Genomic DNA, 20,488 nt, shown 5'->3' with positions numbered 1-20,488 from the left:
CCGGTCACTGGAAGTCCCGCGAGCGCGTCCGGACCGCCAGGGGCAGGTGCTCGATCCGGTCGGCGACCAGGTTCACCACCCCGTCCGGCGACCGCTCGAGGATCCCGCGGACCACGACCGCGGGTGACTCCCGCGCGACCCGGCGGTACCGTCCCCACACGCCGACGCTGCAGATGACGTTCACGAGACCGGTCTCGTCCTCGACGTTCATGAACGTGATGCCGGACGCCGTCGCCGGACGCTGTCGGTGTGTGACGATGCCGCCGACCTCCACCCGGCGCCCGGTCTCCGCCGTCGCGGTGTCCTGCACGCTGAGCACCCCGCGGGCGACCAGCCGATCCCGGACGTGCCGCACCGGGTGGTCGTCCGTGGTCATGCCCGTCGACCACATGTCGGCGATGAGCACGTCACCGCTCGTCATCTGCCCGAACAGCGGCGGCTGCACCGTGACCTGCGTGCCCGGGAGCTGGTCGGGACGCTCGGCCGCGGCCTGGGCGGCCGACCACATCCCGCTCCGCCGGTCGATCCCCAGGCCGGCGAACGCGTCGGCGGCGGCCAGGGCCTCGAGCTGCGCGGTCGTCAGCCGGACCCGCCGGGCCAGGTCGGACATGTCCGTGAAGGGTCCGTGCGCGGTGCGCTCGGCGACGATCGCCTCGGCGCTCCGCCTGCCGAGCGAGGCGACCTCGGCCAGCCCGAGCCGGACCGCGTACGCGCCGTCGCGACGGTGCCGTGCGGTGTCGTCGGGTGTCGCCGGGTCGAACGGCAGCACGGGAGGCTGCTCCTCCGCCGTGCACGCGTCGTCGCCGGTCGCCCCGGAGGCGTCGCCCAGCGCCTCGAGCGTGGCGTCGACCCCGGAGCGCAGCACGTCGGGTCGGAGCACCTGCACACCGTGGCGCCGGGCGTCCGCCACCAGGGTCTGCGGCGAGTAGAACCCCATCGGCTGGGCGCGGAGCAGCGCGGCGAGGAACGCCCCCGGGTAGTGCAGGCGCATCCACGCGCTCGCGTACACGATGAGGGCGAAGCTGATCGAGTGGCTCTCGGCGAACCCGAAGTTCGCGAACGCCTGGATCTTGGCGTAGATGGCGTCGGCGTCCTCGCCGTGGATGTCGTTCGCCGCCATCCCGGCGTAGAGCTTCTCGCGCAGTCGCTCGATCTTCTCGAGGCCCCGCTTCGACCCCATCGCACGACGGAGCAGGTCGGCGTCGTCGCCGGAGCACCCGCCGACCGCGATCGCCATCTGCATGAGCTGCTCCTGGAAGAGCGGCACCCCGAGCGTCCGTTCGAGCACGGGTTCGAGCGACGGGTGGATGTAGGTGATGGGCTCCTCGCCGGTCCGCCGACGGATGTACGGGTGCACCGCGCCGCCCTGGATCGGCCCCGGTCGGACGAGGGCGACCTCGATCACCAGGTCGTAGAACCGCCGCGGCAGCAGCCGGGGCAGCGTGCCCATCTGCGCCCGGGACTCGACCTGGAACACCCCGATCGTGTCCGCGCGGCACAGCTGGTCGTAGACGCCCTGCTCTTCCTTCGGGATGGAGTGCATGTCCCACCGCTCCCCGCAGTGCTCGGCCGCCAGGTCGAACGAGTACTGCAGGGCCGCGAGCATGCCGAGGCCGAGCATGTCGAACTTCACGAGCCCCATGAACGCGCAGTCGTCCTTGTCCCACTGCAGGACCGTGCGACCGTCCATCCGGGCGTGCTCGATCGGCACGACCTCGCCTACCGGACGGTCGGTCAGCACCATGCCACCGGAGTGGATGCCGAGGTGCCGCGGGAACCCGAGGACCTGCTGCGCCATGTCGACGACCGTGTCCGGGATGTCGTGGTCCTGGCTCTCGGTCACCGACCCCCAGCGCTCGACCTGCTTCGACCAGGCGTCCTGCTGCCCGGGGCTGTGCCCGAGGGCCTTCGCCATGTCCCGGACCGCGCCCTTCGGCCGGTAGGTGATCACGTTCGCGACCTGCGCGGCGTTGAACCGGCCGTACTTGTCGTAGACGTACTGGATGACCTCCTCGCGGCGGTCCGAGTCGAAGTCGACGTCGATGTCCGGCTCCTCGTCGCGCATCGCCGACAGGAACCGTTCGAACGGCAACCCGTAGCGGATCGAGTCCACCGCGGTGATCTCGAGCAGGTAGCAGACCGCCGAGTTCGCCGCCGACCCGCGCCCCTGGCACAGGATGCCCCGCTCGCGGGCGAACTGGACCATGTCACGGACGATGAGGAAGTATCCCGGGAAGTCCTTGTCGGCGATCACGGAGAGCTCGCGTTCGATGCGCTCGCGCTTCACGGGGTCGACGCCGTCCGCGCTGCCCGGGTAGAACCGGCGGGCCCCGCGCCAGGTGAGCTCCCGGAGCCACGACATCGTGGTGTGCCCCTCGGGGACCTCGACGTCGGGCAGCCCTGGCTTCGCCGTCCGCAGTCGGAAGCCGAGTTCGTCCGCCAGCTCGACGCTCGTCGCGACCGCTCCCGGGTACCGGGCGAAGCGCCTGGCCATCTCGGCGCCGGAGCGCAGGTGCGCGGTCGGAGCAGCCGGCAGCCACCCGTCGATCTCGTCGAGGCTACGCCGTGCACGCACCGCGGCGAGGGCGGTGGCCACGGGGAACCGGTCGGGGGTGGCGTAGTGCACGTTCCCGGTCGCGACGACCCGCAGGGCGTGCCGCGCTGCGAGCCCGGCCAGGACGTCGTTCCGGGCGGTGTCGAGCGGATCGCCGTGGTCGGTGAGCTCGACGACGACCCCGGCGGTGCCGAACCGGTCGAGCAGCGCCCGGAGGGCTTCGTCCGCAGCGGACTCGCCCCCACGTTCGAGGGCCTGCCGCACCGTCCCCTTGCGGCAGCCGGTGAGGACCCGCCAGTGCCCGTCCGCCTGCGCCGCGAGGTCGTCCAGGTCGTACCGCGGCCGGCCCTTCTCGGCGCCGGCGGCCAGGTGCGCGCGCGTCACGGCCCCGGCGAGCCGGTGGTAGCCGTCCTGACCGTCCGCGAGCAACAGCAGGTGCGTGCCCTCGGGGTCGGGGACGCCGTTCTGCGGCCCGGTCAGCCCGAGGGACAGCTCGGTGCCGTAGACCGTCGACACGGTCGGGTACGCCTCGGCCACCTCTGCCATCCGGGCGGCACCGTAGAACCCGTCGTGGTCGGTCAGCGCCAGCCCGTGCAGGTGCAGGCGCGCCGCTTCCTCGACCAGGTGCTCCGGTCCGCTCGCACCGTCGAGGAAGCTGAAGGTCGAGTGCGCGTGCAGCTCGGCGTACGGCACGACGGGTTCGCCGTCGTCGGACGGCGGCGGTGGCGGGACGTAGCGGGAGCGCTTCCGCGACCACGCGGGGCTGTCGCCGCCGTCACCGGCGTGCGCCGCGTCCGGGCGCTTGTCGGAGAGCGCGCGCTCGAACTGCGACCACGGGATGGGTGGGTTGCTGTAGCCCATCAGGCACCTTCCGTCACGTCGCGACCGCCTCGGCCCACCAGCGGTGGTCGGCGAGCACCAGGTACCACGCCCGGCCGCCCTCGTCGACGAGCTGCAGACGGTGCAGTCGACGACCGCCCGACTCCCACCAGCGCACGACGAGCGGCCACGGTCCTGCCCACGCCGTCACCGACGCGAAGCCGCCGCCGCGCTCCCCGTCGGCCCGGAACCGCTCCGGGGCTCCGGTCAGCGCCCCGCGGTCGTCCACGTCGACGGTGCCGCCGTCCGCCGTGACGACGTCGACCGGGCGCGGTCGTTCGAGCACGGTCGCCGGTGGCGGTCCCGGGAGCCTGCCGGGCCAGGGACGGTCACGGACGGTCGCCAGGGCACGCTCGCCCCCGACCGGCGCGTCGCCCCACGGCACGAGCACGACGCGCTCGGCCAGCGTGCGGCCCCCGCCGATCCGCGGTGTGACGACCCCGTCGTGCCCGACGAGCCCCTGCACGCGGGCCAGGGCGTGGTGCACGCGTTCGTCGGGACCGGTCCCCCACAGCCCGCGCTCGTGGTTCGCGGCGTCGTCCACCGCGACCGGTTCGAGCACGACCTGCACCACCGGTGCCTCGAGCCCGGAGGGGTCGACCCCGCCGGCGAGCTGCCACCGCACCCGGTCGACCACGTCGGCCGCGTCGAACCAGCGGGGGTGCACCCAGGTCCGCTCGAGCAACAGGTCGCGCTCGTCGACGATGCCGACCCGGATCGTCGTCGCCACGAGCCCCGCGGACCGCAGCCGCGCGGCGAAGTCGTCCGCCGACCGTCGGAACGCGAACGCGACCTGGTCGGCGCGGTCGAGCGGCGGTTCGAACGACGCCTCGACCCGGAGTTCGGGGGGCACCGCGCGCGAGGCGACCTCGCGAGGGTCGCGCCCGCCCGCGAGCCGGTGCAGGAAGGCGCCGGCGACCCCGAACCGGTCACGCACCTGCTCGTCGCCGAGTGTCGCGAACGCTCCGAGCGTCGCGATGCCGAGCCGCCCGAGCACCATCGCCAGGTCGGGGTCGCCGAGCACTCCGAGCGGCAGGTCGGCCAGGAAGTCCGCGGATCCCCCGACGGGCACGATCCGCACGCGTTCGCCGGGGCGCACCGGGCGGGCCCGGGCGGCCTGTTCCGCGGCGAACGGGGTGTCGGCGACCCCGGCACGCACCCCGGGCGCCCCGTGGTCGGCCGCGATGCCCGCGAGCGTGGCGGCCGCCGCGCGTTCGCCGCCGTAGTACCGCGCCGGGCCGCGGGAGCGCAGGGCCACCGTGCCTGGTCGCAGGACCTCGACCCCGGGGACGGCCGCCTCGATCGCGCGGATCACCGGTTCGAACGCCCGGTGGTCGAGCGCGTCGTCGTACGGCTGCACCACGAGCTCCGGGCAGCGTGCCTGCGCCTCGCGCACCCGCAGCCCGCGGACCACCCCCTGCTGCCGGGCAGCGGCGGAGCTCGCGAAGACCTGCCCGTGCACCACCAGGGCGAACGGCTGGTCCGGTGGCGTCCCCGCTGCCCGTGCGGCGGCGATCACCGGCCAGTCCGGGCACCACAGCACGACCGTCCGGGTGGGCGGGGGCTCCGGCAGGGCCCCGCCGCGGGCGACGGCGTCGGCCCGGACGGTCGCGGGCCCGGGCACACCGCTCCCCCGCACAGCCACGCGCGGCCCGGTCGTCCGGGTGCGCCCGCTGCCGCGCGGACTCACGAGGCCACCGCCACCGGACGGAGCACCCGCGTGTCGGACGCCCCGGCCGCCGCCAGCGGATCGGCAGCACGCACCGCGCCGTCCGCCGCCGGCAGGAGCAAGTCGGCGCTGACCGGACGTCCGGCCCCCGCGCGTCCCGAGGCCGTGACGGTGGCCCGACGCTCGGTCAGGTGTCCGTGGCCGTCGCCGATGCCGCTCCACACCGAGTCGGTCACCCGGAGCGTGACGTCGGCGCCCGGCCAGGCCCCCAGCGCGACGAGCGCCCCGCCGCGCTGGCGGAGCCGGGCCCCGAGCCGGGAGACGTCACCGGGCACCACGCGCCCGAGCGGCCGGGTGAGGACGACCTGCGCGACGTCGACGAGCGCCGCGGTCACGGTGAGCCACTGGTCACCCGGGTCGGGGACGAGCACGAGGCGTTCGAGGTCGATCCCCATCGCGGCCGCGGCCTCGACCCCGAGGGACGGCACGCCCACCACGGCGCACCAGGCCCCCTCGGCCGAGGCCGCCTGCAGCATGGTCATCGCCAGCAGCACCGACTCCTGCACGGCGTAGGAACCGCCGACACGGATCGCGCCGCCCGGCAGCAGGGGCCGCAGCGCCGACGCGGTGGGCAGACCCTGCACGTCGACCCGGGGGGCTTCCATCTCGGCGACCCGGGAGCGCAGCGCGGTGATGCGGTCGAGCGCCGCACGAGCGTCCCCGAGGTGGTCGACCCGGCCCTGGTCAGCACGGCCCGAGTCAGCACGGCCCGGGCGGGCAGCACCGGCGGGCCCGGTCGACTCCCGCCGGGGTTGCCGCGGGGACCCGGGCGACCGGAGTGCCGCCGCCGTCTGCATGCCCTCATATTCGAACATGTGTTCGATGATGTCAACCGGGTCCGACATCCGGTGGACAACCGGATCGAACACCCGTTCGACACGCCCGAGCGCACCCGCGCGCACGCACCCGCCCGCGCCCGCGCCCCTACCAGCGCCCGACGATCCCCAACCCGCCGAACACCGACCGCGTCTTCGCCTCGACCTCGTCCGCCTCGTCCGCCGCCACCGAGGACCACGTCACCGCACCCCCGGCCCCGAACGTCCTCGTCCGCACCGAGCCCGCGTCGTCGAGGACCGTCACCAGTGTGCGGATGGCCACCGACAGGTCGACCGAGCCGTCCGCCGAGAAGTACCCGATCGCCCCCGAGTACACCCCGCGCGGCGCCCCCTCCAGCCGGTCCGCGATCGCCGACGCGCTCGGCTTCGGCGCGCCCGTCATCGACCCCGGCGGGAAGGCCGCGCGCACGACCTCGGCCCGTGACGTCCCGTCCGGCAGCACCGCCGTGACCGTCGACACCAGCTGGTGCACGCTCGCGTACGTCTCGACGTCGCACAGGCGCTCCACCCGGACCGACCCCGGCCGCGCCGAACGCAGCAGGTCGTTCCGGAGCAGGTCGACGATCATCACGTTCTCGGCGCGGTCCTTCGCACTCGCCGCGAGCCCGGTCCGCACCGCCAGGTCCCGCTCCGGGTCGGGGTCGCGCGGACGCGTCCCCTTGATGGGTTCCGCAACGACCCGCCCGGTCGCCTCGATGCGCAGGAACCGCTCCGGGGACCGGCTCGCGACCCGCAGCGGGCCGAGTCGCAGGTACGCGCCGAACGGGACGGGGTCGACGGTACGCAGCCGCAGGTACTCGTCCAGGTGCGGGTCCGTGCCGGACCCGACCCGCGCCTCCAGGCCGACCGCGAAGGCGGTGGTGAGGCAGACCTGGAACGCGTTGCCCTCGCGGATCTCCGCACGGCAGACTTCGACCGCCGTCTCGTACGCGGCGCGCGGGACGCGGCCGGTCGCCGTGCCGGACGGGAGGATCGTGGCGACGTCCGCCGGTCCCGCTGCGGTCGTCGGCACCGGCACCGGCACCGCGTCGAGCCACGCCCGGTTCGCCGCGCTGGCCGCCGCCTCCGCCGGGTCGACGAGCGCGAGGGCCCACGCGCCACCGCGCGCGTCGACGACGACCGCCCGGTCGACGAACCGCAGGTCGGCGTCGGCGTGGCCGTCGGCGGTCCGGTCGGGGCCGTCGACCTCGCGGCCGAGCTCGTGGCCGAGGAACCCGACCCAGCCGAGCGCGAAGCCGCAGCCGCCCACCGGGGCGTCGAGCCGCGGCGTCCGGTCGAGCAGGTCGGCGAGCACCGCGAAGGCGGGTCGGTCCTCGGTCCGGGTCCCGTCGAACCAGCGCTCGGCGGCCGGGCTGACGGTGATCCGGGCGAGCCGGTCCTCGTGCCGGAAGCGCGTCGCGAACGGCCCGTCCGTGCACGCGACCACCGACCAGCGGGCGCGCTCGTGGGCGGTGTCCGGCGCACCGGCCGGCAGCGCCGAGTCGAGCCAGACGACGTCCGCCGGGGTCGCGGCGCACATCGCCCCGAGGTCCGGCGCGGTGCCCGTACCGTCGGTCAGCCGACGGACGACGATCCGCGCTCCGGTCAGACCGCCGCGATCGTCCACGAGGCGGCGTGGGACGCACCGGGCTCGAGCACGACGAGGCCCGCGTCCGCGCCGGCGTTGAACGCGTCGGGGGCACAGGTCATCGGCTCGACGGCCAGGCCGGCGCGGTGGTACTCGGGCACGACGTGGTCGGCCGTGTGGACCTGGACCCACGGGCACTCCGGACCGAACGCGACGCGGACCCCGTGTCCGTCGGCGGCGGTGAGCACGATCGTGGCGGTGCCGGCGTCGTCGCGGTCGAAGTCCGTGAAGGCGTGGTCGATGAACCGGTCACCGAGGGGCGTGGGGGTGCGGAGGTCGAACGCGTCGTGGACGTCTGCGAGGCCCGTCGGGACGAGGCGGTCCTCGGAGACCTCGAGCACCCGGGCGGCGGGCAGCGTCAGGGTCCAGTCGTCCACCCGACCGGCACCGCCGACCAGGTACGGGTGCGGCCCGGTCCCCCACGGCGCTGCGGCACCGCCCGTGTTCGTGCCCGTGATCGTGGTGTGGAGCCCGTCTGCGTCGAGGTGGTACGCGACGAGGACCTCCACGCGGAAGGGGTAGCCCTCCTGCGCGGCGACCGTGGTGGCGAGGACGGCCCGGTCGGGCTCGTGGGACACCGTGCGGAAGTCGGTCCACGCGACGAGACCGTGCAGGGCGTGGTGCCGCTTCGGCTCGGTCAGCGCGAGCTCGTGCTCCTGCCCGCCGAACGTGTAGCGACCGTCGACGACCCGGTTCGGCCACGGTGCGAGGACGGCGCCGCGGAAGGCCGGGCGGACCTCGTCCGCGTCGAACGGCACGACCAGGTCGCGACCCTCGTACCGGAGGGTGCGGAGCGACGCCCCCACCGAGGCGATCTCGGCCGTGTAGCCGGCTGCGGTGATCGTCAGGGCGGATCCGGACAGGGGCGCGTCGTTGCTCATGCGCAACAGCGTAGTGGGGCCGCCGGACGCCCTCGGACACGGGCACGGACATGGACACGGACACGGGTACGGGCGGCGGGAACGGAACAACCCCGCCGCTCGTGAGCGACGGGGTTGTTCCGTGGTGTGTTCGGGTGGATCTGAGGGGACTCGAACCCCTGACCCCCTGCATGCCATGCAGGTGCGCTACCAGCTGCGCCACAGACCCGTACAGGTGTTGCTGTTGTTCCGTGTCCCCGTTCCCGGAGGCACCATGGAAGCGTACACCACGCGAACGCCGGGTGACGAAATCGGCCTCGTCACCCGGGCGCGTCGCGAGCGGGTGACGCTCAGGCCGACTGGTCGGCGGCCGCGGTCTGGTCGACCGACAGCTCGAGCGGGATGGTCGGGCAGTCCGACCAGAGACGCTCGAGCGAGTAGTACTGACGGTCTTCCTCGTGGAAGACGTGCACGACGATGTCACCGAAGTCGATGAGGACCCAGCGGCCCTCGGTCCGTCCTTCGCGACGGAGGGGCTTGGCACCGGCCTGGATCAGGCGGTCCTCGACCTCGTCGGCGATGGCGAGCACGTTGCGCTCGTTCCGGCCGGTCGCGAGCAGGAACACGTCGGTGAGCTGCAGTGGGCCGGTCACGTCGAGGGCGACGAGGTCCTCGGCCTGCTTGTCGTCGGCCGCGGTGGCCGCGAGCTGTACGAGTTCCAGTGCGCGTGGGGAGGCGGTCACGGAGTCCTTCCGGTCGGTCGGACCCGCGGTGTGCGGGCCCCGGTGATGGGACCCGATCATAGGCCACCCCGCCGACACCGGCCAGGCCGGGCAGCGGGGTGGGTGATCGGGACGGTGGCGGCTGGGTCAGCCGCCCATGTGCGTGGTGACGAGCGCGACGATGATCACGGCCGCCGCTGCGACGCCGACGGCCCCCACGGTCACGCCGAGGATCACCGGCGTGCGGGACTCCTTGGGCTTCGCGGCCGCGAGGACGACCTGGCGCGTCGACGTGTGGCTCGAGATCGCACGGCTGGCCCGGACCGGGCTGGCGTCCGTCTCGGGCTGCTCGTCGTGCTGTTCGAGCAGACGGTCGACCTCGGCCCCGTCGATCGGCCGGTGCGACCCGGTCGACGACAGCGACGCCGGCAGGTCGATCGAACCGGTGAGGATGACCTCGCCGGTGGCGTTCAGCGCACCGGTGGGGTCCGCGAGGGCCGAGTCGGGCAGGACGATCGAGTTCGTGTTGTGCACGGCGACGCGGCGGGTGCCGGTCTCCTCGTCGTGGACCTCGGCGTCGTTCGAGTCGTGCGCGAGCTGCGACCAGTGACCGGTCGGCGGGGCGAACGCCGTCGTCACGGGCTTCGGCTCGACCGGCCGACGGAACGCGTCGGGGACGGCCGGGGCGTCGAGCTCGTCGTCGGGGTCGCTCGTGACGGTCGGCTGCTGGACCGGGACCTCGTTCGTGTCGTCGTCGAGCGACAGCGGGAAGACCCCGGGGGTCGCGGACGACGGCACGCTCGGGACGGCGGGGACCCCGGGCAACGGCGCCGCGGTGGGCGCGGCGTCGACCGACCCGTCCTCGGCAGGGGTCTCGTCGTCGTGCGCTGCCCAGGTGGACCGGTGACGTCGGGGTTCCTCGGCGTGCGCGGCGGCCTCGCCGAGGGGTTCGAGCGCGTCCGGGGAGCCGTCCGCCTCGGTCGCCTGTGCGATCGCGGCGTCGTCCAGGACGTCGGACTCGGGTTCGGCGACCTGATCCGTCGCGGACTCCTCGTCACGGCGGCCGTCGGACGGCACGACGGCGGGCTGCGGCGCCGAGCCGGGCGGACGCCCGCCGTCGGCACCGCGGTCGAGGGTGTCGACCGACCCGATGACGTCCTGCACGGTCCGGTCCGACGACTGCGGGGTCGGCGCACGGAGGGGGACGGGCTGGACGGCCTGGCCCTCGGCCTCGCGCAGGAGCCGGAGCTGCCGGCGCGTCATGCCGCCGGTCCCGGGGACGATCTCGGTCGCCGACGCCGGCGCCGACGTCACGGGCACGCTGGTCACGGGCACCGACGGGCTCGGCGCGGAACCCACAGGCGCAGGAGCGATCGGCGCCGACGGGACGGAGGAGTTCGGCGCGGACGGAACGGACGAGTCCGGCGCCGACGGGACCGGTCGCTGGGCAGGACCGTTCAACGACGGCGCCACGTGCGAGCCGGGCCGACGCCGAGGCTCCTCGGTCCGGTCGGGGGCGGCGACGGTCGGCGGAGGGGTGACGGGCTGCGAACCCGCTGCGGCGGCACGCTCCCGCTCGCGCGCCTGGCGCCGCGACAGTGGCGGCTGCGCGTCGGACGAACTCATGCAACGCTCCGATACAGATGGTGCTTGGAGATGTACTGGACGACGCCGTCGGGGACCAAGTACCACACGGGGAACCCGCGCCTGACCCGGTCGCGGCAGTCGGTGGACGATATCGCCAGCGCGGGGACTTCGAGCAAGCTTACGTCGCGTTCCGGCAGCCCGGTGATGCTCAGGTCGTGACCCGGGCGTGTGACCGCGACGAAGTGCGCGAGGTCCCAGAGGCCATCATGGTCCTTCCAGTCGAGGATCTGCTGAACGGCGTCTGCGCCCGAGATGAAGACGAGCTGCGCGTCCGGTCGCTGCTCGTGCAGGTCACGGAGCGTGTCGACCGTGTACGTCGGCCCCGGGCGGTCGATGTCCACGCGGCTCACGGTGAACATCGGGTTGGACGCGGTGGCCACGACCGTCATGAGGTACCGGTGCTCGGCGTCCGTCACGTCGGACTTCATGTACGGCTGACCGGTCGGGACGAAGACGACCTCGTCGAGGTCGAAGGCGCGCGCGACCTCCGACGCCGCCACGAGGTGCCCGTGGTGGATCGGGTCGAACGTGCCGCCCATCACGCCGATGCGTGGGCGCCCCGTGCTCTCGAGCATCGAGCCGGGGGTCAGTGCTTGGTGTGACCGAACTCGTCGACACCCGTCTCGTCGTGGCGGGTGGCCTCGAACTTGTGCGAGTGACGGTACGCGACGTCGCGGAAGCTCCAGGTGACGAAGCCGAGGAACGTGAAGAACAGCGCCCCGCAGAGCGGGAACACGAACGCGGGCACCCCGGAGGAGGTCTCTGCAGCTGCAGCGAGGAAGGTCATCGGTCCGGTGCTCCGTTCGGTCGGGTGGGAAGACGCCGCTCAGTCTAGCCGCGGATCTGTCCCTGGCCGCGCACGATCCACTTGGTGCTCGTGAGCTCGGGCAGGCCCATCGGCCCGCGAGCGTGCAGTTTCTGGGTGGAGATCCCGACCTCGGCGCCGAAGCCGAACTCCCCGCCGTCGGTGAACCGCGTCGAGGCGTTGACCATCACCACGGCCGAGTCGACCTCGGCGAGGAAGCGCTCGGCGGTGTCGACGTCGTCGGTCACGATCGACTCGGTGTGGTGCGTCGACCACCGCGCGATGTGCGCCATCGCCTCGTCGACGTCGGCGACGACCCGGATCGACAGGTCGAGGTCCATCGACTCGGTCGCCCAGTCGGCCTCGGTCGCCCGGAGGACACCGGGGACGATCGTCCGCGTGGCGTCGTCACCGCGGAGCGTGACCCCGGCGGCGCGGAGCCGGTCGGCCAGCACGGGCAGCAGTCGATCGGCCGCTCGCTCGTGCACGAGCAGGGTCTCGAGCGCGTTGCACACGCTGGGGCGCTGCACCTTGCTGTTCAGGACGATGTCCACCGCGCGGCCCTCGGGTGCCGAGGCGTCGAGGAACACGTGCACCACCCCGGCGCCGGTCTCGATCACGGGGACGGTCGACTCGGTGACGACGGTCTGGATGAGCGACGCGCTGCCCCGGGGCACGAGCACGTCGACGAGCCCCCGTGCGCGCATCAGTTCGGTGGCGCCGGGCCGCCCGAACTCGTCGATCGTCTGGACCAGGTCGGCGGGCAGCCCCACCGACGACACGGCCTGCCGGATGCGCTCGACCAGGACCGCGTTCGTCCGGAGCGCCGCCGACCCGCCACGGAGCACGACCGCGTTGCCGCTCTTCAGCGCGAGCGCCGCGATGTCGACCGTCACGTTCGGTCGGGCCTCGTAGATCGCGCCGACGACACCGAACGGCACGCGGACCTGGGACAGCTGCAGCCCGTTCGGCAGCCGCGACCCGCGGACCTGCTCCCCCACGGGGTCGGTCAGCCCGACGACGTGCTCGACCGCGGCGGCCAGCGCCTCGATGCGGTCCGGGTCGAGCCGGAGCCGGTCGAGCAGGCCCGACGACAGCCCGTCCGCCTCGCCCGCCACGAGGTCGCCGTGGTTCGCCGCGACGATGTCCGCGGTCCCGGCACGGAGCGCCTCCGCGACCGCGCGCAGCGCGCGGTCCTTGACCGAGGTCGTCGCGGTCGCGAGCGCCGACGACGCGGCGCGGGCGGCGACGAGCTTGTCGGTCAGGGTCGGGGCGGCTGCGGTCAGCGACATGGGACGATCGTAGTGCGGCCCCTGCCCCCGTGACAGGCCGGTGACGCGACCCGTCACGCCGGGGGTGACCCGTGCCTCCCGTCTGGTCTACCCGACCGACGCCGGGCCGGACCGACCTACGGACGCGGCCCCGCGTGGAACCACGTGCCGACGTGCTCGCCGGACAGCGCCCGGTCGACGAGCGCCGTCGCCGTCACCAGGACGGCGGTCCCGGCCTCGGCCGCGAGCCGCGCGGCGGCGACCTTCGTCCCCGCTCCTCCGGTGCCCACGCCGGCCTTGCCGATCGACCCGAAGGTCACCCCGGCGAGCTCGTCGCCGAACGGGACCTCGTCGATCGGCTCGGCGTCGGGGTGCTCCGGCGGACGCGTGTAGAGCGACTCGACGTCCGACAGCAGCACCAGGGCGTCCGCACCGAGCAGGCGGGCGACGAGCGCCGCGAGCCGGTCGTTGTCGCCGAACCGGATCTCGTGGGTCGCGACGGTGTCGTTCTCGTTCACGATCGGCAGCACCCGGAGCGCGAGGAGCCGATCGACGGCCCGCTGCGCGTTCACCCGGTGGGTGGGGTTCTGCAGGTCGCCCGCGGTGAGCAGGATCTGCGCCGCGATCACCCCGTGCCGGTCGAGTTCCTTCTGGTACCGGAACATCAGCACGTTCTGCCCGGTCGCCGCCGCGGCCTGCTGGGTCGCGAGGTCGTCGGGGCGTCCTTCGAGCCCGAGGAACGGGAAGCCGGTGGCGATGGCGCCGGAGGACACCAGCACCACCTCGGTCCCGCGGGCGTGCGCCGCGGCCAGGGCGTCGACCAGGGCGGCGATCTGCCCCGTGTTGTCCCCGCTGACCGAGGACGACCCGACCTTGACCACGAGCCGCCGCGCACGCGGGATGTCCTGCCGCCCGGTGACGGGTCCGAGGTCGGTGCGTGCGGTCGTGTCGGTCATGCGGGGATCAGTCCTCGTCGTCGTCGGCCCAGAGACCCGACACGCGCTCCTGCTCGAGCTCGGCGCGGGCGGCGGCCTTGGCGTCCATGCGCTCGAAGTACTCCTCGCGCCGCTCGTTGCGGGTCGGCCGCGAGGAACCACCGACGCGGGCGTCGGTGCCGCGGGCACTCGTGATGAGTTCCGCGGTCGAGGTGAGCGTCGGCTCCCAGTCGAACACCATGCCGCCGTCGCCACCGATGACCACGGTGGACCCGGCGACGGCACCGGCCTTGAACAGGCCGTCCTCGACACCGAGCTTCGCGAGCCGGTCGGCCAGGTAGCCGATCGCCTCTTCGTTGGTGAAGTCCGTCTGCACGACCCAGCGCTCCGGCTTCGCGCCGCGGACGCGGTAGAAGCGGTGCTCCTCGCCGCCCTCCGCACGCACGGTGAAGGGCTTCTCGTCGACGGCCTTCGGGCGGAGCACGATGCGCTCCTGCTCGGGCGCGGCCGGGCGTGCGGCACGGGCCTGCTCGACGACGTCGGCGAGCGCGAACGTCAGCTCGCGGAGCCCGGCGCGCGAGGCCGTGGAGATCGGGAACACGCGGTAGCCGCGGGACTCGAGCTCGGCGGTCACGAACTCCGCGAGCTCGGCGGCCTCGGGCACGTCGACCTTGTTCAGCGCGACGAGCTGCGGGCGCTCGAGCAGGGGCGTCTGCCCCTCGGGCACGGGGTAGCGCTCGAGCTCGCCGAGGATGACGTCGAGGTCGCTGATCGGGTCGCGACCCGGGTCGAGCGTCGCGCAGTCGATGACGTGCAGGAGCGCCTCGCAGCGCTCGACGTGGCGGAGGAACTCGAGGCCGAGGCCCTTGCCCTCCGACGCGCCCTCGATCAGGCCGGGGACGTCGGCGACCGTGAACCGGGACTCCCCCGACTCGACGACGCCGAGGTTCGGGACGAGCGTGGTGAACGGGTAGTCCGCGATCTTCGGCTTCGCGGCGGAGATCGCGGCGATGAGCGAGGACTTGCCGGCACTCGGGAACCCGACCAGGGCCACGTCGGCGATGGTCTTCAGCTCGAGGCTGACGTCGCCTTCCCACCCGGGGGTGCCGAGGAGCGCGAAACCCGGGGCCTTGCGCTTCGTGGTCGCGAGCGCGGCGTTGCCGAGACCGCCCTGACCGCCGGGGGCAACGACGACACGCATGCCCGGCTCGGTCATGTCCGCGAGCACCTCGCCGCCCTCGTCGTGCACGACGGTGCCGATCGGGACGGGCAGCTCGAGCGTCTCGCCGCTCACACCGCTGCGCATGTCGCCCATGCCGGGCTGGCCGTTCCTCGAGGAACGGTGCGGCGAGCGGTGGTAGCCGAGCAGGGTCGTCACCTGCGGGTCGGCGACGAGGACGATGTCGCCACCGTCACCACCGTTGCCGCCGTCGGGTCCGGCGAGGGGCTTGAACTTCTCACGGCGGACCGACACGCAGCCGTTGCCACCGTTGCCCGCGCTGAGGTGCAGGGTCACTCGGTCGACGAAGGTCGCCATGGGTCCACTCCTAGGTACTGCAGAACGAAGAACGGGAGGGGCGGGCACGTGGCCCGCCCCTCCCGCAGAGTCAGATCGTCGCGGTGTTACGCGTTGACGATGTTGACGACCTTGCGGCCGCCCTTGGTGCCGAACTCGACCGCACCGGCCGAGAGGGCGAACAGCGTGTCGTCGCCACCGCGGCCGACGTTGGCGCCCGGGTGGAAGTGGGTGCCGCGCTGGCGCAGGATGATCTCGCCGGCGTTGACGACCTGTCCACCGAAGCGCTTCACGCCGAGGCGCTGTGCGTTCGAGTCACGACCGTTGCGAGTGGAGCTCGCACCCTTCTTGTGTGCCATCTTCTACTCCCGCCTTACGCGATCGAGGTGATCTTGACGCGGGTGAGCTCAGCGCGGAAGCCCTGGCGCTTCTTGTACCCGGTCTTGTTCTTGAACTTCTGGATGACGACCTTCGGACCGCGGAGGTCCTCGAGCACCTCGGCGGTGACGGTCACGTTGGCGAGCTCGGAAGCCGCCGAGGTGATCTTGTCACCGTCCACGAGGAGCACCGGGGCGAGGTCGATGTTGCCCTTGTCGTCGGCCTTGGCACGGTCGATCGTGAGGATCGTGCCGACCTCGACCTTCTCCTGACGGCCGCCGGCGCGCACTACTGCGTAAACCACGTGGAAATCCTTACGTACTCTGCTTGAGGGAAGTCTCGGGTGCCCACTTCTGCACGAGCGGCTCCCGGTAGGCCGGGCCCGATCGGCGACGCAGGCAGAACGGCCCGCTGACACCAGGGATCGAGTTTACTCGATGCCCACGGGTCCGGTCAAACGGCGACACACGTACGATGGCACGCGTGACCGTGTTGATCGACCCGCCGACGTGGCCCGCCCACGACACCGTCTGGTCGCACCTCGTCAGTGACGCATCCTACGACGAGTTGCACGCGTTCGCCGAACGGGCCGGGATCCCCCGCCGCGCGTTCGACCACGACCACTACGACGTGCCGCTCGCGCGCTACGACGAGCTCGTCTCGCTGGGGGCGACGGCCGTGACCGGCCGCGAGCTGGTCCTCCGGCTCATCGGGAGCGGCTTGCGGGTCGCGCAGCGGGACAAGCGGGCGCGCTGACGACGGCGGGCTGCGCAGCCCGCGGGGTCGACGGCCTGGAGGCACGAGACCGGTCCGGCGCGCAGCGCACCACCCGCGCGACTCGCATCAGCGCTGGTCGGGGCTGCGCTGGTCGGGCCAGCGCCGGTCGGAGCAGCGTGGGTCGGGTCAGTGCTGGTCGCGTCAGCGCGGGGCCGGGGGCGCCCAGCGGCCGTCCGACGCCTGCGCGCCGGGCTGCTGCTGGAGGGGCGGCTGGTACTGCGGCGCCTGCGGCTGGTACTGCGGCTGGTGCGGCTGCGGCTGGTACTGCGGCTGCTGCTGCACGGTCGCCGGGGGTACCGCGTCGGCGGGCCGCACGGTCCCCGGACGCCCGACAACCGACGCGGCCCGACGGCCGCCGCGGGGACGACCGGTCCAGAGCCACGCGACCGTCGCGGTCCCGAGCAGCATGAGCGTGAACGGCACCCCGTTCTGCAGCGGCCCCGTCAGCACGTCGGTGACGAGTCGGACACCGCTGCCGGTCCGCGTCGCCGCGTACAGCCCGGTGAACACGCCGACGAGGGCGAGCGCCACCGTGCCGGCCGCCCCGGCGAGCACGGCCCGCAGGAGCACGGTCGGCAGCGGGCTGCGGCGCGCGATCGGCGTGAGGAACGCCAGCGCCAGGAAGGCCCCGGCGTAGAACGGGAACGGGGACGCGAAGACCCCGGAGACGAAGCTGCCGATCAGGCTCGCCCCGGTGCCGGACGTCGTGAAGGGGTGCACGACGAGCGACGTCCCGAGGAGCCCGAAGACCCCCGAGACGAACTCGACGACCACGATCGAGACGACCGCGATGAGCGCGCCCGTGGTGTTCGCGACCGAGGCCCCTGGGGCGAAGGCCCGACGCGGGTCGGCCTCGGCGCGGTCCCGGGGTCCCCGGGCGGGCGGCAGCGGCGGGACGTACCCGCCCTGCGGCGCCGGGGCCGACGGCGCGGGCTGCTGCCAGCCCGCACCGTAGTACCCGCGGTCCTGCTGCCCGCTCGGCTCCCCCGGTCCCGTCACGTCAGTTCCCCACGATCACGGGGCCGTCGTCGCCGTCCGTGCCGTCGTCCTTCGTCGCCGGTGCGCTGATGCTCGGCGAGGACACCCGGCGCGAGCGCGAGCGACCCTGGCCGGGCTGCTTCGGCTCCGGGAGCGCCTGCAGCACGGAGTCGAGCAGGGACTCGGCGTCGCCGGAGACCGGGCGGGGAGCGCGCTGGGTCACCGCGACCGGGATGTCCAGGATCGCGACGGTGTTCTCCGTCGGGGTCACCGGCGCGCTCGAGCTGACGCGGCGTCGAGCAGGGGCCTTGGCCTTCGGCTCCGTAGCGGCGGGCTCGGACTCCGCGGGTGCAGCGGCTGGCTGCACGACCGACTCCTGGGCTGCAGCGGGCACCTCGGCGGAGGCGTCCGTGCTGCTCGACCCGGTGCTGCTCGACTCGGTGGTCGTCGACTCGGTCTGCGCCGAGCCCCCGTTGCCACCGCGGCCACCGCGGCGACGACGACGCTTGCCCGAGGGCTGGTCGCCGTTCCGCTGCTCGGACTCCTCCGGCGCGGAGGCGGGCGTGGCGGTCGAAACGGGCGACAGCGGGGTCTCCGACGCGGCGTCCGGCGTCGCGGCACCGCGCGCCGGAGCGGCGATGCCGGTCAGCGGCTCGTCGTGCGGGAGCGTCGAGGCAGCGATCCGCGAGAGGGCGTTCTTGACGTCCTCGGTGATCTGGTGCGCCTGCGACGCGTGCGACGAGCCGGTGCCGGACGAGGAACCGCCGCCGTTCGACCCGTTGCCGCCGTTCGACCCGCCACCGTTGCCGCCGGTGGAGCCGTTGCCCGAACCGCTGCGGCTCTTGCGACGGCCCTTGGTCGGCCCCGGGTCGGCGTTGTTGTCGTTGACCTTGGCGTTGACCTCGTCGAGGGACTCGCGGAGCCCGACGCCGATCTTCTTGCGGGTCATCTGCACGAGGCCGAGCGACGTGACCTCGGCGACCTGGTGCTTCGTCCGGTCGCGGCTCAGGCACTCGACGAGTCGACGGAGCACCAAGTCGCGGTTCGACTCGAGCACCATGTCGATGAAGTCGATCACGATGATGCCGCCGATGTCCCGCAGGCGGAGCTGCCGGACGATCTCCTCGGCCGCCTCGAGGTTGTTCTTCGTGACGGTCTCCTCGAGGTTGCCGCCGGAGCCGACGAACTTCCCCGTGTTGACGTCGACGACCGTCATGGCCTCGGTGCGGTCGATCACGAGCGATCCACCGGAGGGCAGCCACACCTTGCGGTCGAGGGCCTTCTCGATCTGCTCGTTCAGGCGGTGCTCCTCGAAGGAGTCCGGGCCGTCGTAGACCTCGACGCGGTCCTTGAGGTCCGGGGCGACGGCGTCGAGGTACTCCTCGATCGTGCCGCGCGCGGCGTCGCCGTCGATGATCAGCTTCGTGAAGTCCTCGTTGAAGACGTCACGGACGATCTTCACGAGCAGGTCCGGCTCCGAGTGGAGCATCACGGGCGCGTGGCCGGCGGCGACCTTCTTCTGGATCGCCTCCCACTGGCTCGTCAGACGCTGCACGTCGCGGGTCAGCTGCTCCTCGGTCGCGCCCTCGGCCGCGGTGCGGACGATGACACCGGCGCGCTCGGGGAGGATCTCCTTGAGGATCTTCTTCAGCCGGGCACGCTCGGTGTCCGGGAGCTTGCGGGAGATGCCGTTCATCGAGCCGTTCGGCACGTACACCAGGTAGCGACCCGGCAGCGAGATCTGGCTCGTCAGACGGGCGCCCTTGTGGCCGACCGGGTCCTTCGTGACCTGCACGAGCACCTTGTCGCCGGGCTTGAGCGCGGCCTCGATACGACGGCCGTGGTTGCCGGTGTCCACCGACGCCCAGTCGACCTCGCCCGCGTAGAGCACGGCGTTCCGGCCGCGGCCGATGTCGACGAAGGCCGCCTCCATCGAGGGCAGCACGTTCTGCACCTTGCCCAGGTACACGTTGCCGATGAGCGACACGTTGTGCGACTTCGTCACGTAGTGCTCGGCGAGGATGCCGTCCTCGAGCACGCCGATCTCGATCTTCGACGAGCTCGACCGGACGATCATCTGCCGGTCGACGCTCTCGCGGCGGGCGAGGAACTCGTCCTCGGTCACGACCGTGCGGCGACGGCCGGCGTCACGCCCGTCGCGGCGGCGCTGCTTCTTCGCCTCGAGTCGGGTGGAGCCCTTGATGCGCTGCGGCTCGGTGATGAGCTCGGGCTCGCGACGACGCGGCTCGAGGTGGTCGCGCGGTCCGCGCTGCTCGCGGTCGGCGCTGGTGCCGCGGCGACGCGACCGGCGCCGACCGGCGCCCTGCTCGTCGTCCTCGTCGTAGCGGTCGTCCTGGGCGGAGCGCGCGGGCAGCTCCGGCAGGACCGGCGCGTGGAAGATCAGGCTGAGGGTGCTCGTCGCCTTCGGGACGACGACCTCCGGGGCGGGCTCCGGGGTCGGCTCGCCGCCCTCCGGCTCGTCGGACCACGGCAGGGAGGCACGGGGCGCGTCCGTCTCGCCGGTCGCCGCGGCGGCGCTCGGCTCCGCGACCGTCGCAGCGTCGGTGCCCGACGCCTCGGTGCGGGTCTCCCCGGTGCCCGACTCCTCGGGCTGCTCGACCACGGGCAGGTCACCCGTCACCGTCGAGACGGCCTCCGGGGTGTCCGAGCCGCCTGCGACCGGGGCGACCTCGACCGGCACCGCGGTGCCGTCGACGTCCACGGTGGTGACCGGCGAGGCAGCGTCGGCCGTCTCGTCCGTCAGCGCGACCGTCTCGTCGACGTCCGTCGTCTGGTCAACGTCACCACGGGCCTCCTGGCCGGCCGAGCGGGCGCGACGCCCGCCGAACAGGCGACCACGACGCTTCGGGGTGGTGTCTTCGTTGTTCGTGTTGTCGGTGTTCTGCTCCACCATGTCCTGGTGCACTCCTTGACCCCGCTCGCGCCCTGACGGGCGGCGGGAACTCTGTCCGCG

Annotated in this window: 17 protein-coding genes and 1 tRNA gene; 1 reads left to right on the top strand and 17 read right to left on the bottom strand. The window is 73.4% G+C overall.

Annotated features, from left to right (window positions below):
* Positions 1-4 precede the first annotated feature (4 nt).
* The 15 genes from LQK89_RS05340 to rplU form a co-directional block, all read right to left on the bottom strand.
* Positions 5-3,415 (bottom strand): error-prone DNA polymerase, encoded by a 3,411-nt coding sequence (locus tag LQK89_RS05340; protein ID WP_231050410.1) that lies wholly within the window; start codon positions 3,413-3,415, stop codon positions 5-7.
* A 13-nt stretch (positions 3,416-3,428) separates the two neighbouring features.
* Positions 3,429-5,057: a DNA polymerase Y family protein gene (locus tag LQK89_RS05335; protein WP_174778599.1), complete on the bottom strand. Its 1,629-nt coding sequence runs from the start codon at positions 5,055-5,057 to the stop codon at positions 3,429-3,431.
* Between the two features lie 62 nt (positions 5,058-5,119).
* Positions 5,120-5,977, bottom strand: a complete 858-nt coding sequence (locus tag LQK89_RS05330; protein WP_231050409.1) for a hypothetical protein — start codon at positions 5,975-5,977, stop codon at positions 5,120-5,122.
* Between the two features lie 109 nt (positions 5,978-6,086).
* Positions 6,087-7,604: an anthranilate synthase component I family protein gene (locus LQK89_RS05325; RefSeq protein WP_231050408.1), complete on the bottom strand. Its 1,518-nt coding sequence runs from the start codon at positions 7,602-7,604 to the stop codon at positions 6,087-6,089.
* Entirely contained in the window at positions 7,583-8,506 is a 924-nt protein-coding gene (locus tag LQK89_RS05320) for an aldose 1-epimerase family protein (protein WP_231050407.1), read from the bottom strand. The genes LQK89_RS05325 and LQK89_RS05320 overlap by 22 nt, the downstream gene beginning before the upstream one ends.
* 135 nt (positions 8,507-8,641) lie before the next feature.
* Positions 8,642-8,714, bottom strand: a tRNA-Ala gene (locus LQK89_RS05315).
* 121 nt (positions 8,715-8,835) lie between these two features.
* Positions 8,836-9,228: a ribosome silencing factor gene (gene rsfS / locus LQK89_RS05310; RefSeq protein ID WP_058741657.1), complete on the bottom strand. Its 393-nt coding sequence runs from the start codon at positions 9,226-9,228 to the stop codon at positions 8,836-8,838.
* 126 nt (positions 9,229-9,354) lie between these two features.
* Positions 9,355-10,536, bottom strand: a complete 1,182-nt coding sequence (locus tag LQK89_RS05305) for a hypothetical protein (protein WP_231050406.1) — start codon at positions 10,534-10,536, stop codon at positions 9,355-9,357.
* 293 nt (positions 10,537-10,829) lie between these two features.
* Positions 10,830-11,429 (bottom strand): nicotinate-nucleotide adenylyltransferase, encoded by a 600-nt coding sequence (nadD, locus tag LQK89_RS05300; protein WP_083519913.1) that lies wholly within the window; start codon positions 11,427-11,429, stop codon positions 10,830-10,832.
* A gap of 11 nt (positions 11,430-11,440) precedes the next feature.
* Positions 11,441-11,641 (bottom strand): hypothetical protein, encoded by a 201-nt coding sequence (locus tag LQK89_RS05295; RefSeq protein ID WP_058741649.1) that lies wholly within the window; start codon positions 11,639-11,641, stop codon positions 11,441-11,443.
* 44 nt (positions 11,642-11,685) lie between these two features.
* Complete coding sequence (locus LQK89_RS05290; RefSeq protein WP_141860745.1) at positions 11,686-12,951, bottom strand: glutamate-5-semialdehyde dehydrogenase; 1,266 nt, start codon at positions 12,949-12,951, stop codon at positions 11,686-11,688.
* Between the two features lie 116 nt (positions 12,952-13,067).
* A complete protein-coding gene (proB, locus tag LQK89_RS05285) occupies positions 13,068-13,886 on the bottom strand; it encodes a glutamate 5-kinase (RefSeq protein ID WP_231050405.1) in 819 nt (272 codons plus the stop codon).
* Between the two features lie 7 nt (positions 13,887-13,893).
* On the bottom strand, positions 13,894-15,402 hold the full coding sequence (gene obgE / locus LQK89_RS05280) for a GTPase ObgE (protein WP_174778603.1): 1,509 nt from the start codon (positions 15,400-15,402) through the stop codon (positions 13,894-13,896).
* An 86-nt stretch (positions 15,403-15,488) separates the two neighbouring features.
* Positions 15,489-15,740, bottom strand: a complete 252-nt coding sequence (gene rpmA / locus LQK89_RS05275) for a 50S ribosomal protein L27 (protein WP_058741646.1) — start codon at positions 15,738-15,740, stop codon at positions 15,489-15,491.
* Positions 15,741-15,754: 14 nt separating this feature from the next.
* A complete protein-coding gene (gene rplU / locus LQK89_RS05270; protein WP_058741645.1) occupies positions 15,755-16,063 on the bottom strand; it encodes a 50S ribosomal protein L21 in 309 nt (102 codons plus the stop codon).
* 179 nt (positions 16,064-16,242) lie between these two features.
* Between rplU and LQK89_RS05265 the strand changes: the two genes are divergently transcribed.
* A complete protein-coding gene (locus LQK89_RS05265) occupies positions 16,243-16,515 on the top strand; it encodes a DUF4031 domain-containing protein (protein WP_058741654.1) in 273 nt (90 codons plus the stop codon).
* 162 nt (positions 16,516-16,677) lie between these two features.
* On the opposite strand, the gene LQK89_RS05260 is transcribed toward LQK89_RS05265, so the two are convergent.
* Positions 16,678-17,535, bottom strand: a complete 858-nt coding sequence (locus tag LQK89_RS05260; RefSeq protein ID WP_231050404.1) for a hypothetical protein — start codon at positions 17,533-17,535, stop codon at positions 16,678-16,680.
* Position 17,536: 1 nt separating this feature from the next.
* Positions 17,537-20,428 carry an Rne/Rng family ribonuclease gene (locus LQK89_RS05255; protein WP_231050403.1) on the bottom strand — a complete coding sequence of 964 codons (2,892 nt, stop codon included), beginning with the start codon at positions 20,426-20,428 and terminating at the stop codon, positions 17,537-17,539.
* Positions 20,429-20,488 lie beyond the last annotated feature (60 nt).

This window comes from Curtobacterium sp. C1 (assembly GCF_021049325.1).
Classification (GTDB): domain Bacteria; phylum Actinomycetota; class Actinomycetes; order Actinomycetales; family Microbacteriaceae; genus Curtobacterium; species Curtobacterium citreum.
The sequence above is the reverse complement of the archived record's forward strand: the minus strand, read 5'-3'. Positions and strand labels throughout refer to the sequence as shown.